The organism is Pseudomonas sp. Hz4 (assembly GCF_054898165.1).
The window spans coordinates 5,581,099-5,596,609 of the sequence record NZ_CM142719.1 but is presented as its reverse complement, the minus strand read 5'-3'; the positions used below and the strand labels follow the sequence as shown (position 1 = coordinate 5,596,609).

At 58.0% G+C, this 15,511-nt stretch carries 11 protein-coding genes and 1 tRNA gene; 2 read left to right on the top strand and 10 right to left on the bottom strand.

Translation table 11 applies throughout. The features are described 5' to 3' along the window. Positions 1-6: 6 nt before the first annotated feature. The 6 genes from pqqB to ACYZTR_RS25835 form a co-directional block, all read right to left on the bottom strand. Positions 7-918 (bottom strand): pyrroloquinoline quinone biosynthesis protein PqqB, encoded by a 912-nt coding sequence (pqqB, locus tag ACYZTR_RS25860; RefSeq protein ID WP_461974896.1) that lies wholly within the window; start codon positions 916-918, stop codon positions 7-9. 87 nt (positions 919-1,005) lie between these two features. After that, complete coding sequence (gene pqqA / locus ACYZTR_RS25855) at positions 1,006-1,080, bottom strand: pyrroloquinoline quinone precursor peptide PqqA (RefSeq protein ID WP_009045898.1); 75 nt, start codon at positions 1,078-1,080, stop codon at positions 1,006-1,008. 155 nt (positions 1,081-1,235) lie between these two features. Then, complete coding sequence (pqqF, locus tag ACYZTR_RS25850) at positions 1,236-3,668, bottom strand: pyrroloquinoline quinone biosynthesis protein PqqF (protein ID WP_461974894.1); 2,433 nt, start codon at positions 3,666-3,668, stop codon at positions 1,236-1,238. A gap of 42 nt (positions 3,669-3,710) precedes the next feature. After that, complete coding sequence (locus ACYZTR_RS25845) at positions 3,711-4,505, bottom strand: carbon-nitrogen hydrolase family protein (protein WP_461974893.1); 795 nt, start codon at positions 4,503-4,505, stop codon at positions 3,711-3,713. A gap of 12 nt (positions 4,506-4,517) precedes the next feature. Continuing rightward, positions 4,518-6,200 carry a flavin monoamine oxidase family protein gene (locus ACYZTR_RS25840; RefSeq protein WP_461974891.1) on the bottom strand — a complete coding sequence of 561 codons (1,683 nt, stop codon included), beginning with the start codon at positions 6,198-6,200 and terminating at the stop codon, positions 4,518-4,520. A 156-nt stretch (positions 6,201-6,356) separates the two neighbouring features. After that, entirely contained in the window at positions 6,357-6,818 is a 462-nt protein-coding gene (locus tag ACYZTR_RS25835; RefSeq protein WP_007980298.1) for an Lrp/AsnC family transcriptional regulator, read from the bottom strand. Between the two features lie 84 nt (positions 6,819-6,902). On the opposite strand from ACYZTR_RS25835, the gene ACYZTR_RS25830 reads away from it, so the two are divergent. Next, positions 6,903-7,157, top strand: coding sequence for a hypothetical protein (locus ACYZTR_RS25830; protein WP_461979925.1), 255 nt, complete (start codon positions 6,903-6,905; stop codon positions 7,155-7,157). 58 nt (positions 7,158-7,215) lie between these two features. Here ACYZTR_RS25830 and ACYZTR_RS25825 read toward each other — a convergent pair whose 3' ends face one another. Further along, entirely contained in the window at positions 7,216-8,214 is a 999-nt protein-coding gene (locus ACYZTR_RS25825; RefSeq protein WP_461974889.1) for an Abi family protein, read from the bottom strand. 404 nt (positions 8,215-8,618) lie between these two features. Here ACYZTR_RS25825 and ACYZTR_RS25820 point away from each other — a divergent pair, with 404 nt between their 5' ends. Continuing rightward, entirely contained in the window at positions 8,619-9,299 is a 681-nt protein-coding gene (locus ACYZTR_RS25820; protein WP_461974887.1) for a peptidase M41, read from the top strand. A 358-nt stretch (positions 9,300-9,657) separates the two neighbouring features. Here the strand turns inward: ACYZTR_RS25820 and ACYZTR_RS25815 are convergent. From ACYZTR_RS25815 to rpoD, 3 genes are all read right to left on the bottom strand, one after another. After that, positions 9,658-9,734 (bottom strand) — tRNA-Ile (locus ACYZTR_RS25815). Between the two features lie 15 nt (positions 9,735-9,749). Next, a complete protein-coding gene (locus ACYZTR_RS25810) occupies positions 9,750-13,496 on the bottom strand; it encodes an EAL domain-containing protein (protein ID WP_461974885.1) in 3,747 nt (1,248 codons plus the stop codon). A gap of 122 nt (positions 13,497-13,618) precedes the next feature. Then, positions 13,619-15,469, bottom strand: coding sequence for an RNA polymerase sigma factor RpoD (rpoD, locus tag ACYZTR_RS25805; protein ID WP_461974883.1), 1,851 nt, complete (start codon positions 15,467-15,469; stop codon positions 13,619-13,621). Between the last annotated feature and the right edge of the window lie 42 nt (positions 15,470-15,511).

The following is a 15,511-nucleotide window of genomic DNA, read 5'->3' as shown; positions in this document are numbered from 1 at the left end:
AAATCCCTACAGCACAATACTCATGCCGTCGTAGGCCACTTCAACATTGCGCCGAGTCAGTTCTGCACGCTCAGGCGAATCCTCATCAAGAATCGGGTTGGTATTGTTGATGTGGATAAGTACTTTGCGCTGCTTGGGCAGTTGTTCCAGCACTTCCAGCATGCCGCCGGGGCCGTTCTGCGCCAGGTGGCCCATTTCCCGACCGGTACGAGTGCCGACGCCACGGCGCTGCATTTCGTCGTCGTCCCACATCGTGCCGTCCACCAGCAGGCAATCGCTGCCGGCCATGATCTCCAGCAGCGGTGCGTCGACCTTGCCCAGGCCCGGTGCGTAGAACAGTTTGCCACCGGTGTTGAGGTCTTCGACGATCAGGCCGATGTTATCGCCCGGGTGTGGGTCGAAGCGGTGCGGCGAGTACGGCGGCGCGGCGCTGCGTAGCGGCAAGGGGGTGAAGCGCAGGCTCGGGCAGGCCGGGATGGTGAAGCTTTGGTCAAGTTCGATGCGGTTCCAGGTCAGCCCGCCGTTCCAGTGGGTCAGCATGGTAAACAGGGGGAAACCGGTGCTCAGGTCTTCGTGGACCATGTCAGTGCACCAGACCTGGTGCGGGCAACCTTCGCGCAGGCTGAGCAGGCCGGTGGTGTGGTCGATCTGGCTGTCCATCAGGATGATCGCGTCGATACCGGTATCGCGCAGGGCGCGGCCCGGTTGCATCGGGGCGTAGCTCTGGAGCTGGGCGCGGATGTCCGGCGATGCGTTGCACAGCACCCAGTTCGCGCCGTTATCGGAAATCGCAATGGACGACTGGGTCCGCGCCTTGGCGTTCAGGCTGCCGTCGCGAAAGCCTGCGCAGTTCACGCAATTGCAATTCCACTGCGGGAAACCACCGCCGGCGGCGGAACCTAGAATCTGAACAAACATGGCCGCTCCATCATTTTGAAAGCTGAAAATAAAAACGCCTCGGCAAACCGAGGCGCTGAACCAAGCTCTCTACCTAAACGGCAGAACTTAGCGGCTTGCGAAGTACATGGTGACTTCAAAGCCGATACGCAGGTCGGTGTAAGCAGGTTTGGACCAAGACATAGGAGCGCTCCTTCAGGTGATGGGACAGTTGAGATCTATACATATAGTCCACCTCCAGCCGGAGATGTTCAGATAGTTAGGTGGCTATGTTACTCAAAATTACAGGGCGATTGGCCGTGAATCTTTGAGAAAGCTAATTGCAGCACCGGTAATGATCATTTTGCCGCTTGCCAAGGCGAGCTCGGGCACGGTCCGCTGGCTAGACAGCGCCAACCACCTTCTGTCTGATTCAGTCGATGTGCTGCGGCCAGTAACATTTCACGGTCGATCATCAGAATCGTCTGAGGCAGAAGCTCCAGATAATCCGACGAGCGGTCAGCCAGTTTGCTTTGCCAGAGCAGTTCGGCAGCCTGGGCATCAGTTAGTGCCGCACTATCGAATTGATTGGCCAGTGCCTGGCGCTGGCTGATGAAGGTCACGACATCGATGTCGCCGATCATCCCGGCCAAATCGCTCATGAAATGTTCAATGTGTTTCAACAGATCCCGAGGGGGGACGCTGGGCGATTGCACGCCGAACAGTAGCCCGGTCTGTCCATGGATCTGCCGCAGGGCGCTGAACACCGCATAACCGAGTTGCAGCTCCACCCGCAGGCGTTGGTAAAACGGCGTCTGGCAGAGGTGAGCCAGCAAGCGCCAGGCGGCTTCGTCAGCGATGTCCCGGGTTGCGGTCGGACAGAAGAGCAACAGCGCGTGTTCGCTGGACCCGGTATCGACAGCGCTCCAGAGACGCTGCGTGCTGATCGGGGAGGGTGGCGTCAGTTGATTGTCCGCAGTGCCGGGTACACGACTCAAGGCAAGGCCCATCGCCGCTTGTGTCTGGGCGGACAGGCCGGTCGCCAGACCATCCCAGCGTGCGCTTGACCAAAGTTGCATCAAATCGTCCGAGTCGGCAGTGCGCACAAGGCAATGATCGGGCAGCGCTTTAAGCAGCTGTCGAATCGGCATCAGCGCAACGCTCGTCGGCTCTTCTTGCGAGAAATCGTCATCAGGTTTTGTCAGTTCTTTCAGCGCATGTTCGAGGACGGTCGGCATCGGCTCCTGTAGCCCGGTCATTTTCAGCAGCCATTCATTGCCTGATGCGCTGAAGGAAAAATCGACACCTGCCTGACGAGCGTCTTCATGCAATGGCTGCAGACGGTTTTCCAGGCTCGCCTGAAGGTTGTTACGAGGTGCCGAGTCCAGACGCCAGCGCAGATAAACGGCACCTTCGGCAGTGTTATCCGGCAACGCCTGACTGAACTGCATGGGCGAACGTTCGCGACGGCCTCGCGAACGATCCTGGGCAAAGGTCCGCAGGCCTCGGTGTTTGCTGGTCTGGCCGCGGATCAGTCCGGCACTCGGGGCCGGCGCCTCGGCGCGCAAAAACGGATTGAGTGTTGGCAGTTGCCATTGGCCGGTGAAGTTATCCACAGCGCCGATTTGTTTCAGTATTTCCTTGAGGGCTATAACGCCCGATTCGGATAACCCGCTTTCGCGCTGTTCGCTGTCCAGCCCGGCCTGTTGCAGGGCGCCGCTGACGTGCTGCTGGCGTTGCAGCACGGCGGCGTATTCTTCACGCAACCCGGTCCAGGGTTGCTGCGAGGCAAAGAATCCAAGCCAATCCAGTAGCTGCTCGCGGATTCCGGTGGGCGTCGCTTTGGCAGGCACCGTGAATTCGATGTGCAACAAGGCCTGACCGGCGAATTGATACAGCGGCGCAGCTTTCAGGCTGTCAGCCAGCCCGCGCTCACGCAATTGCGCCAGCAGGCCACCGGGTTTCGCGGCGTTCAACCAATGACACAGGAACGCCAACGCTTCGGGCGATGAACCCGGCAACGCTTCGAAGGCAAACAGCTGATCCAGTCGGCGCGCTCCAGCTTGGTGATAACTTTTGTCAGAAGAATCCATCAGCGATGTAGGCGCTTGTTGCGGGACCTTTTCCCCTATGGGAATAGCAGCGCTAAAGCGCTCAGCCATCGTCCTCAACTCATCGAAACTCTGCGGCCCGGCCAGGCTCAAGGTCATCTGCCCGGTCTGATAAAACCGCTGATAGAAATCCTGCAAGGCTTGCTGGAACTCAGGTTGCGGGACCGGCAGGCTGTAGCGGTTGCCGGCATGAAACGCCCGCAGTGGATGTGCCGCTGAAAGACCGTCGAACAGCGCGAATTGCTGCTGAGCGGCCGTATCCCGAGCCCATGCGACAAATTCTGCGTGCAGCACTTCCCGTTCCCGCCGCTGATCGTCCGCAGTCATGCGCGGATGAGCGAGCATGTCCGACAGGCGCTCCAGTCCCCCGGAAAACGCCTGAGGCGGTAATTCGAAAAAGTAGTCCGTGGTGCGTTCGCTGGTTTTGGCATTCACCTGACCGCCATGACCCTGGACGTAGGCCATCAGCCCAAGGCCAGCGGGAAAGCGCTCTGTACCGAGAAACAGCAGGTGTTCGAGAAAGTGCGCCAGCCCGGGCCATGCCAGCGGCACGTCATGGCTGCCAGCAGCGACTCGTAACGCAGCAGCACTGCGCTTCAAATCGGGCACATGACGCAGCGTCACCCGCAGACCGTTGGCCAGGGTTTCAGTGTGAAGGTGGGGGTGATTCAGCGCAGGCATGAGCACTTCCAGAGCAGAGAAGTGCTAATGCTAGCGGATAACTCAGCGCTTGTTCAGCTTGCTGTAAAGCTCGGGACGACGATCAAGCAGATAGCGATTGGCAGCGCGGGAATTGACCATCAACTGCCGATCCAGCGCGCCCACAATCAACGCTTCATCCAGCCCGGCCTGGGCGATACGGCTGCCATCCGGCGCGGCGATGCTGCTTTGGCCGCAGTAATGGATGTCGCCTTCGTGGCCGCAGTAGTTGGCGTAAGCCACATAACATTGGTTTTCGAAGGCCCGGGCACGGACGGTGACATCGGCAACAAAATCGAAGGGAATCATGTTCGCCGTCGGCACCAGAATCAGCTCGGCACCGGCCAGGGCCAGGCGCCGGGCGTTTTCCGGGAACTCCATGTCGTAACAGATCAGGAAACCGAGCTTCCAGCCATTGAGCTCGACCAGCGGGAAATCATCCCCTCCGGCGCTGAACATAGAGTGATCGAGGTCGCCGAACAGGTGAGTCTTGCGGTAGTTGCACAACCGCTCGCCATGAGCGTCGATCAACTGTACGGCGTTGTAGATCTGGCCGTCCTCCGCACGCTCGGGGTAGCCATAAAGAATGGCAATCCCGGCCGTCTTGGCAATGCGCGCAATCTGCTGCGCCGATTCACCGTTATGCACCTCCGCGAGGACGCTGACCGCATCGACGCCGATGTTGTAGCCAGTCAGGAACATCTCCGGCAGCACCAGCAAATCGGCGCCTTTGGCCTCCAGCGCCAGTTGATGCAGACGTTGCAGGTTGCCTGCGACATCCAGGGGCAGCGGTGGACATTGGTAAAGGGCTACGCGCATTTCGGATTCCTCTTACTCGGGCAAGGCGATCGGACCGATTTCGTTGAACACATCTCCTGGACCCGGATTCTCGGCGTGAGTTTCACCGCCGAAGTGTTTCATGATGCCCCACACCGCGTTAAGCGAGGTTTGCACCGCGCCTTCGACCCAGGCCGGTGTCCACGAAACGTCGTCGCCGGCGATGAAAATCCCGCGCTGCTCGGCCGGCATGTCGGCCTGCATGAAGTGTGCGTACATGCGCTGGTTGTAGCGGTAGTGGCCGGGCAGGGCGCCTTTGAAAGCACCGAGGAAATGCGGGTCGGCCTCCCAGGACACAGTGATCGGGTCGCCGATGATCCGCGCGGCGATGTCGACTTTCGGGTAGATCTTTTTCAACGCATCCAGTGCCAGCTTCACGCGCTTTTCCACCGGGTGCGGGAGCATTTTCAGCGCGTCGCTCATCCACGAGTACGACAGGCAAATCACGCCGGGCTTGTCGTCGCCGTTGTCGAAGAGGTAAGTGCCGCGGGTCAGGCGATCGGTGAGGGTCATGCTCATCAGGTCGCGGCCGGTTTCCGGATCCTTGTCCTTCCAGAACGGCCGGTCGACCATCACGAAGGTTTTCGACGATTGCATGTAGCGCGTGCGGTCGAGGGCCATCCACATCTTTTGCGAGAACAGGGTTTCATCGCATTCGATCTGGGTGGTCAGCAGCCAACTCTGGCAGGTGGTCAGTACCGCCGCATATTCGCGTGTGTCACCGTAGTTGTCAGTGACCGTAAAACGGCCGTTCGGTGCGTGGGCGATTTTTTTCACACCGGAACGCGGTGCACCGCTGTGCAACGAGCTGAGACTGGTGCCTTCAGGCCAATGCACGCAACGCTCCGGCACATGACGCCAGATGCCCAGCGGCACTTGTTCCACGCCACCGACCACCAAGTGCTGGTGATCGTCGCAGTTGGTCATGACCACACGGAAGATTTCCAGCATCGAGTTCGGGAAGTCCGAGTCCCAGCCGCCGGTACCGAAACCGACCTGGCCGAACACTTCGCGATGATGGAAAGAGAGCTTGGCGAAGGCTTTGGAAGTGGCAACGAAGTCGTAGAAGGTGCGGTCGTCCCACAGCGGAACGAGGGTGTTCCACAGGTCTTTGAGGCGCGGTACATCGCGGTCGCGGATTGCTTGCTGGATGTCAGCGAACTGCGAACCGGCTTCCAGTGCATCGGCCCAGGCATCGGCGACTTCCTGGAACAGTGCAGGAAGATCCGCCAGTTTCTGTGCGTAATGGGTCTGGCCTTCGAGGTCGATCACCGTGCTGCCCGAGGCAGGTGTCAGCGGGTTCGGGAAAGGTTTGGTTTGCAGGCCCAGCTTGTCGACGTAGTGATAAAACGCGGTGGACGACACCGGGAAGCGCATGCCGCCGAGTTCGGCGACGATGCCTTCAGCACCGTTGAATGCCTGGGAGCGCAGACGGCCGCCCATTTTCGAGGCTTCGTAGACGACGGGTTTGAGGCCCAGTTTCATCAATTCGTACGCTGCCACCAGACCGGCGATACCGGCGCCGACGATCGCTACCTCGGCTCCATGGTTGTGCGCAGGGATGCTGCCCAGGCCGGCCGGGTGTTCGATCCAGTCGTCGAAGGCGAAAGGAAAGTCCGGGCCGAAAATGGTGACTGGTTTTTTACCGTCTGCAGGATGGCGATTGTTCTTGTTCATGGCTGACCTTGCTGGCGACCCGATGCGGAATGCGCATCTGAGTATAGGAAAAGATGGCAGCCATTCTAGAGAGCGTAGAACACGTTAATAAGACGCAATGTGTCGTCGTTTTGGTTATAAACACTGCAATTTGACGAGCGCAACGAGCAAATTGGATTAAACCGGCTGGCCGCGATCAATCTTGCTGCTGAGAATGATTGAGGTCGTGGTCTTCTCCACGCCATCCACGCTGCCAATTTGATCGAGCAACTGATCCAGTTGCTCAGGTGAATCGGTGCGTAACCACGCCACGTAATCAAATTCGCCACTCACCGCACACAGCTGCTGCACCTGAGCCATCGCACTGAGACGTCGCAGCACTTCCTTGCCCGAGCGCGGTTGCACCGTGATCCCGACGTACGCCTGCAAGCCGCCATCCACGACACGTTGACCCAAACGCACGCCGTAACCGGTGATTACTTTGGCCTTTTCCAGCCGGGCCAATCGCGAAGTGACGGTGGTGCGAGCGATGCCCAATTGTCGCGCGAGCATGGCCACGCTCTCGCGGGCATTGATTTGCAGGGCTGCGATCAACTGGCGGTCGATTTCGTCAAGAACGGGTGGGCGAGTGTCAGGCAAAGGTTGTCTCCAGCGGTACAGATCAATGGGTTGGCATGTTACAGGCACATCTCGCACAGCGCTCGTAGGGTCGAAGAACGCCCGGTGTCTCGGGGCAACGTGCCGTCACTCGGTAATAAGACACTGACCGTGTCCGACGTGGGGCGCGACGCCGTTCTGTACGATGTCCGCCATCGACCTCAAGACCCACAAACCCGCTTGCCCGTCGGCAGCCAGTCCGGTCCGACGACTTACGTTTCGCCCAAGACCGGCAAGCAGTACATTCTGCTCACCGTTGGCGGTGCGCGTCAGTCGACGGATCGCGGGGACTACGTGATTGCGTACGCCTTGCCGAAGTAAAGGCTGAAGCGCAGGTACGAAAAAGCCGCGCAATTGCGCGGCTTTTTCGTTGTTGGAATTACACAGTTATCTGCCAGAAAGGGTCTTGGCGCCAATCCTGAGGAAACCCCATGGCTCGCTGATCCAGATTGGGAAACTCCCGCATCAGTTCCAATAAACGGCGATCCCAACTGGTGTGCGGGCTCACTTGGTGCATCAGGTGATTGAGGATGCACAAAACTGAAAAAATCCTTGGATGTTGTCCCTGCTGAAGCAACGCCTGAGGCCATTGAAAGCTGGTTTTCTTAGGCAGTTCCGGTCGGATTCCTAACTCTCGATTCCACAGCCGCGCGTGGTGAGCACAAATATTACGGATGGTGGTCAGGGTATGCAGCCATGACTGCAATAGTGGAGCTGGCAGTTCGAGGCATTTGGCGATAACTTTCTTGTCTGCGTCTCGGGCGAGCCCTTTGTAGAGGTGTGACAGATCACCGAAGGTCAGCTCTTCCAGCATGGCCCATCCCGGCATAAGTAACGGTTGGTCGTACGTTACTGGGTAGTGCCGCGCGTAGCTTTCTTTTGCCCGTTGGCGTTTGAGATGATCTTTTCGCGGTGTATCGGATTGCAGGCGATCTATCCGTTGGCATTCTTTTTCGTAGTCGCGTTTGGCAGTGTTTTGTTTGGTACGTATGGTTTCCAGTAATCGAGCATGGTCGTAGGTGTGCTGAAACAACCGAGCGTCCATGTACCAATGGCCACCATGATTTGGACCCATGTGGTTGCTGATCAATGAGCGAATGGCGACTTCGACACGCTCAATGGCGTCCATGGTAAGTAAACGTAGCCTGCGGTCGAAATCATAGAGAGTCGTCAGATCACGGAATCCGGCACCTTTTCGGAAAGGATGGTCTTGATCCTCAGCTTGCTGAAAAGTACGCATATAGGGCGAGAGGCGAAAGTAGCTGACAGCCTGCAAGAAATATCGAGCGCGAGTCTCATCCTGTATATGCAGACCGCGCTGCTTGAGTAGTTCGATCTGCGCAGTGATATCGAGCACTGGTTTATGAAAGAAGTTCATACCCTAAAAACGCCGGGCAAAAAAAACCCGCGCAATTTGTGCTTAGCTGCTGACGCAACCATAGGCATGGCGGGTGTATTGGGGGCAAGACTAGGTAGAACCGCTACGCTTTGCAAGTTTTTTGCTAGTAGGTCGATAGGCGGATGTACCGTGGTTTGCATCAGGTCTCTCGAATTGCTTTCGTGTTGGAGAACCTTATCTTTTCATGCCCTGAGGCCGCCTGTCTCAGCTGTTTATCATGGGTATTACTCGTTATGTAGCGTAAATAGGGCTCTCAGAATAGAGCCTCATTAAATTAGGAATTATCCTGCAAACTCGTGCGCTGAATCGACTTCATCCGATGGACACCCACACTAACTCGTAGTCGAATGCGCAATCGAGGGCTGTGACGCGAGGCGATGGAAATGACGAACAAGATGCCTTCCGCTGTACGGGACCATGCATTGCAGATTGCACATCACGAAATGGGGCACTACGTCATGGCCCGCGCCCTGGGGTTTGCAACGGGCGGCGTGACCCTGACAGTGACCATGGACTTAAGGCATCAAGGGGGCGCTTCCATCACCTTGGTGCGATCTATTTCGTCGATAGATGCGATGAAGGAGCATTTGGAAGCCAGGATGATGGTCCTCTTGGCTGGCGCTATGGGGCAGGCATTGCCTTCACAACATTCGTCCAAGAAATTGGTCGATAAGTCGAAAACGGCAGCCATCCTGAAAGGAGAGCAGGGGGCGGAACAGGACTACGCGAAAATAAGGGAGTTGCGGCACTTGCTGCGCAATATCGCCTACCCCAATACGGATCCCGCGTCGCCTGACCGCATAACGGCTGAGCTGAAAGAGATAACTGATCGCGTGTGGCTCCGGACTCAAGCGATCGTAGAGGCATTGGCCGTTACGATTACCGGATTGGCAGGAGCGCTGGTAGACGGCATGGTCATCGTGGAGCAATGGGGTAGGGCGGCGGATACGTATGAGGTCGTTCTGACGGGGGAAATGCTTGAACGGATGCAGCCCGTGCAGGCTATTCCTTCGTTAAGTGTCCGGGTTGACTGTGGCAGTGATGCCGGTCAGCGCAGAAAGTAACGACGGGCCAAACGATTACTTGCTCGCAAAGCGATTTGCAAGAGTGGGCGTAGTGCATCGGTTGCCTGGCAGGCTCGATAGGTCCCAAAAAGGGAACGATAAGTCCCTTTTCGTCTGCGGTCATGTTGGGCGCGTTGTTGCGATTCGTTCGTCGGGTTTCCAAGCCCGATCGCTGAATGGTCAGCGACGTCCGGAGAGTATCCCGTCGAAGAAAAGCACAACATGGCAGCAAAGCGCCAAATGTAAGTTTCAGAGTTTGCCTACAAGGCTGCGGGCGGCATCCGACTTAGCGACACGCGAAGCAAACTAAATTAAACATAAGGTACGAAAAAGCCGCGCATTGCGCGGCTTTCTTGTTTGGTGGGCCCAGTAGGACTCGAACCTACGACCAAGGGATTATGAGTCCCCTGCTCTAACCAACTGAGCTATAGGCCCTCAGTAGGCCGCGGATTATAGCGACGGTTTCTCCGCTGTGCTATCCGAAAAGTCTGAAATGGCTATACGAAGAAACGTCGCGGCAAATTCGTCCGGTGGCAAGGGCAGGCTGACGATATAGCCCTGGATCTGTTCACAGCCTTCGGCAGCGAGAAATTGCTGCTGCGCGAGGGTTTCGACGCCCTCGGCAATGATGGTGAATTGCATGCTGCGGCCCAGGGCGATGATGGCGCGAACGATGGCTGCGTCGTGGGGATCATCCGGCAGGCCGCGGACGAAAGACTGGTCGATCTTGAGAATGTCCAACGGCAGACGTTTGAGGTAACTCAAGGACGAGTACCCGGTGCCAAAGTCGTCGATCGCCAGTTGCACACCCAGGTGTTTGAGTTGGTGCAGCACTGCCAGCGCCTCTTCAGCCTGGCTCATGATGAAGTTTTCGGTAATTTCCAGTTGCAGGAAACCGGGCTTGAGGCGGTTGTCCTTGAGTAACTGTTCGATTCGGCCGAGCAGATTCGGCTGACGCAACTGAGCCCCCGCGAGGTTGACCGACAGCGGGCCGACGGGTTGGTAAGCCTGATTCCACTCGAACATCTGCCGGCAGGCGGTTTCGAGAACCCAATCGCCGATTTGCAGGATCATGCCGTTTTCTTCGGCCAGCGGAATGAAGTGCTCCGGTGGCACATCACCGAAGGTCGGGTGGCGCCAGCGAATGAGTGCTTCTGCGCCGACCAGGCGATGGTCGATCAGGCTGATCTTCGGTTGATAGTGGAGGTGCAGTTCATTGCGCTCGATAGCGCGTCGCAGTTCATGTTCCAGTGCCACTCGCTCGCTCGCTTGAGCGGTGAGGTCGCGGGTGTAGCTTTCGACCCGGTTGCGACCCTTCGCCTTTGAGCGATACATCGCCGCATCGGCGTTCTTGACCAGCGTGGCGACGTCGCAGCCGTCCTTGGGGTACAGGCTGGTGCCGATACTGGCGCTGATAAAAAACTCATGTTCGCCGGCCTGGAACGGTGCGCCGAAGCAATTGAGCAACTTGGTCGCGATGTTGTCGGCGTCACTGGCTTGCTGCAGACCGGGCAGCAGGATGATGAATTCGTCGCCGCCCAGGCGCGCTACGGTGTCGATGTCGCGCAACTGTTCCTTGAGGCGCACGGCAATGCCCTTGAGCAGCAGGTCGCCGACCGGGTGACCCAAGCTGTCGTTGATGTGTTTGAAACGGTCCAGGTCCAGGAACAGCACCGCGCCCTGGCCGCCATTTTCCTGCTGGTTGTTGAGCGCGGTCAGCAATCGGCTCTCGAACAGCGTGCGATTTGGCAGGCCGGTCAGCGGGTCGTGGTGTGCCTGATAATCGAGTTTGGCCTGGGCGTGTTTGAGGCTGGAAATGTCCGCGAACACCGCGACAAAGTGGGTAACGAATTTGTCCCGGTTGCGCACCGCACTGATGGTCAGCCAGCTCGGGTAGAGCTCGCCATTCTTGCGCCGGTTCGAAATTTCGCCCTGCCAATGACCTTCGGCGGTCAGTTGATGCCACATGGCGGCATAGAACGCGCTGTCATGCAGGCCTGAGGCGAGCAGGCGAGGGGTGTGACCCAATGCTTCGCTCTCGCTGTAGCCGGTGATTTCGGTAAACGCACGATTGACCGCGCTGATGTGCTGTTGAGTGTCGGTGATCAATACACCCTCGGCGGTGCTCTCGAATACCGTGGCGGCCTGTTGCAGTTTCTCCTGCATCAGATGCCGCTCGGTGATGTCCCGGGCGATGGTCAGCATGCAGGCTTCATCGCCGATCGGCAGCGGACGGCTGGACACCTCGCAGAGGCGGATCTGCCCGTCGCTGCGGCGTATATGGCAACTGAAGTCGCGGACGAAACCGTCCCGGTGAAGCAAGTCGAGCATCTGTTTGCGTTCGTTGAGATTGACCCAGATCCCCAGCTCGAGGACGGAGCGATCCACGGACATCGCGCTGTTGAAACCGGTAATGCGACTGAAACCCTCGTTGACCTCAAGCAGTAAACCATCGCTCTGCCGGGACAATAGCAAGCCGTCGGGGGAAGCATGGAAGGCTTTGGCGAATTTCTCTTCGGAGGTCTGCAGCTGTTGCTGGGTTTCCTTGAGCTGGCTGATGTCCCGCACCACCACCACCAGCGCTGGGGTTGTATCGAGGTCGAACGGTTCCGCGGAGATCAGGCCGGTAAACGCTTGGCCATTGTTGCGGCGAAAGGGCATCTCCAGGTTACGGATGCTGCCGGCCTGCAACCGCTGCAACAAACCCGGCCCGACGCCGGGTATGCCCCAGATGTTCAGGTCGGTGGCGGTCTGGCCGATGACGTCTTCGGCCATGAGGCCGATCTGTTCTTCGAACGCTTCGTTGACCTCCAGCAGGCAGCCGTCGGAGAGCCGCGCGATGACCAGAATGTCCGGGCATTGCTGGAACACCGAGGCGAACTTCTGCTCCGACAGGCGCAACGCCTCTTCAGTGCGCTTGGCTTCGCTGATGTCGATCATCAATCCGCGCATCACTGGTTCATTCCCATGCTCAATCAGGCTGACGATATCGCGTACCCAAATGCAGCGGCCATCGGCGGTGATCACTCGGTAATCGAGGCTGTGATCGCGCCCTGCCAGTACTTCGTGATCGCAGAAGGTCTGGGCGCGGGTCAGGTCGGCCGGGTGAATAATGTTGCGCCAGAAGCCCGGAATCAGCCAATGAGACAGGGGGTAGCCGAGTAGATCCTCGGCATGGGGCGACACATAGCTGTAAGTGAAATCGCTGATTCGCGCTTCCCAGGCGATGGCCGAAAGGCTCTCCACCAGCCCGCGGTAGTGGTATTCGCTGCTGCGCAGTTCTTGTTCCAGATCGACCCGACGGGCAATTTCTGAACTCAGTCGGCGGTTGATCCGAATAACCACCGCCAGCACGATGATCAGCATCAGCAACCCCGGTAGACCGTAAATCAGCAGATTGGTCCAGAAGGTTCGATGATCGAGAACGTTGCCGACCCAATGCTCCTGAATGGCATTGATTTCGTCCGGGGTCATGTCGGCCAGGACTTTATCCAGAATGCCGACCAGCATTTTGTTGTCCCGAGGCACGCCCATAGCCAGTTGATAGCGATAGGGGGTTTCGCCGCTGACGTAGAGCCCGTCGAGCTTGAGCTGACGCAGGCTCCAGACGCTGGAGGCGAGATCGCCTACCACAGCGTCCACTTCATCGGTTGCCAGCGCTTGCAGCGCTGAGCTGACATTGGGCATCGCCACCAGATTCAGGTCGGGATTGTGGGTGCGCAACAGCTCGTGGGGGGCGTAGTTTTCCACCACGGCGACTTTCAGGCCATACAGGTCTTCGAGCTTGCGTGGTTGGGGGCCTCCGACATGGGCAAGGATGACAATCGGAAAGTCCAGGTAGGGGCGGGTGAATGACAGGTAAGTCTGGCGCTCCGGGGTCGACATAATGCCCGGCAACAAGTCCAGCTTGGCTTTTTTGGCCTGTTCCAGGACGACTGTCCAGCTAACGGGCTCGATGGGCGTCAGCTTGATCGCCAGGCGTTGGCGAATCAGGTCGATATAGTCTGCCGCAAGGCCCTGATAGCGGCCCTGATCGTCGCGAAACTCGAAGGGAGGCCATGACGCATCGACACCCAGGCGTAAATCCGGGTGTGCCGCCAGCCAGCTACGTTCTTCGTCGGTAAGAGTCAGCGCGCCAGCCGTTGCGGTCCAGGTCAATAGCGACAGCAAAAAAAGCACGGTCGGCAGTCTGGGCATAACGGTCTCGTTATGGCTCGGGGGAATGTTTCGAGTGTAGTCGGGCAATTCGGCGGGAGCGAAGTGCGGGGGATTTTATCTGCATAAAGCAAAACCCCCGGCCTGGGCCGGGGGTTTAGTTGTTACTCGTCGAGGAAGGAGCGCAAATGCTCGCTTCTCGTCGGGTGGCGCAGCTTGCGCAGTGCCTTGGCTTCGATCTGACGAATCCGTTCACGGGTCACGTCGAACTGCTTACCAACCTCCTCGAGGGTGTGGTCGGTATTCATGTCGATACCGAAGCGCATGCGCAGAACCTTGGCTTCACGGGCAGTGAGGCCGGACAGAACTTCGCGAGTCGCTTCTTTAAGGCTCTCAACGGTAGCGACATCGATTGGCGACTGCATGGTCGAGTCTTCGATGAAGTCACCCAGGTGGGAGTCTTCGTCATCACCGATCGGGGTTTCCATGGAGATCGGCTCTTTAGCGATCTTCAATACCTTGCGGATTTTGTCCTCAGGCATTTCCATGCGTTCGCCCAGTTCTTCCGGGGTCGGTTCGCGACCCATTTCCTGCAACATCTGGCGGGAAATGCGGTTGAGCTTGTTGATCGTCTCGATCATGTGCACCGGAATACGGATGGTGCGGGCCTGGTCGGCGATCGAGCGAGTGATCGCCTGACGGATCCACCAGGTGGCATAAGTCGAGAACTTGTAGCCGCGGCGGTATTCGAACTTGTCTACCGCTTTCATCAAACCGATGTTGCCTTCCTGGATCAGATCGAGGAATTGCAGACCACGGTTGGTGTACTTCTTGGCGATGGAGATCACCAGACGCAAGTTCGCTTCTACCATCTCTTTCTTCGCGCGGCGGGCCTTGGCCTCACCGATCGACATGCGACGGTTGATGTCCTTGATCTCGGCGATCGTCAAACCGGTTTCGGTTTGCAGTGCGGTCAGCTTCTGCTGGCAACGAATGATGTCCGGTTGCAGGCGACCAATGGCTTCAGCGTATTTGCTTTTGCCTTTGGCCAGTGCATCGGTCCAGCTTTCGTCGACTTCATTGCCTGGGAACTGGCGCAGGAAGTCGGCACGCGGCATACGAGCATCACGAACGCACAGTTGCATTATCGCGCGCTCTTGCTGACGTAGACGATCCAGGGCACTGCGAACACGCTCGACCAGGCCTTCGAATTGCTTCGGAACCAGTTTGATCGGCATGAACAGCTCAGCCAGGAGCACCAGCTCGGCAATTGCCAGCTTGTTGCCACGGCCGTGCTTTTTCAGCGCCTTGCGGGTGACTTCCATCTGATCGGAGACAGCACCAAAACGCTGTGCAGCGATGACCGGATCCGGACCGCTTTCGGTTTCTTCTTCGTCATCAGTCGTCGCTTCGGCGTCATCGTCTTCGGTGTCGTCGTCCGCTTTCACGGCTTTCGGATCGACAGGCGGTGGCACTTCCGCTGCAGGCGGCGCAATACCGTCGTCCGGGTCGATATAACCGCTCAGGACGTCGGACAGGCGGCCACCTTCGGTGGTGACGCGAGTGTACTCGGAGAGAATATGGTCAACCGTGCCAGGGAAGTGCGCGATTGCGCCCATCACTTCACGGATGCCCTCTTCAATACGTTTGGCGATTTCGATTTCGCCTTCACGTGTGAGGAGCTCTACCGTACCCATTTCACGCATGTACATGCGCACTGGGTCGGTGGTGCGACCAATGTCGGTCTCGACCGCTGCCAACGCTGCTGCTGCCTCTTCGGCCGCGGCTTCGTCGGTATCGGCGTCGGCCAGCATAAGGGAATCCTTATCTGGCGCAACCTCGAATACGTTGATCCCCATGTCATTGATCATGCGGATGATGTCTTCCACCTGTTCCGGATCTGAAATATCCTCCGGCAGGTGGTCGTTGACCTCCGCGTAAGTCAGGTAGCCCTGCTCACGACCAAGTGTGATCAACTCTTTGATACGAGACTGCTGTTGCGCTTTTCCGGACATAACACCCTATCCACTGAAGGTCTTGGCGGGCAAAAAACAAGC

Coding starts and splice junctions, on each gene's coding strand:
- pqqF (WP_461974894.1), bottom strand. CDS start 3,668: ATGCCTGCGCTGAATCACCCCCACCTTCACACTGAAACCCTGGCCAAC.
- ACYZTR_RS25840 (WP_461974891.1), bottom strand. CDS start 6,200: ATGAACAAGAACAATCGCCATCCTGCAGACGGTAAAAAACCAGTCACC.
- pqqB (WP_461974896.1), bottom strand. CDS start 918: ATGTTTGTTCAGATTCTAGGTTCCGCCGCCGGCGGTGGTTTCCCGCAG.
- ACYZTR_RS25845 (WP_461974893.1), bottom strand. CDS start 4,505: ATGCGCGTAGCCCTTTACCAATGTCCACCGCTGCCCCTGGATGTCGCA.
- ACYZTR_RS25825 (WP_461974889.1), bottom strand. CDS start 8,214: ATGAACTTCTTTCATAAACCAGTGCTCGATATCACTGCGCAGATCGAA.
- ACYZTR_RS25820 (WP_461974887.1), top strand. CDS start 8,619: ATGACGAACAAGATGCCTTCCGCTGTACGGGACCATGCATTGCAGATT.
- ACYZTR_RS25810 (WP_461974885.1), bottom strand. CDS start 13,496: ATGCCCAGACTGCCGACCGTGCTTTTTTTGCTGTCGCTATTGACCTGG.
- rpoD (WP_461974883.1), bottom strand. CDS start 15,469: ATGTCCGGAAAAGCGCAACAGCAGTCTCGTATCAAAGAGTTGATCACA.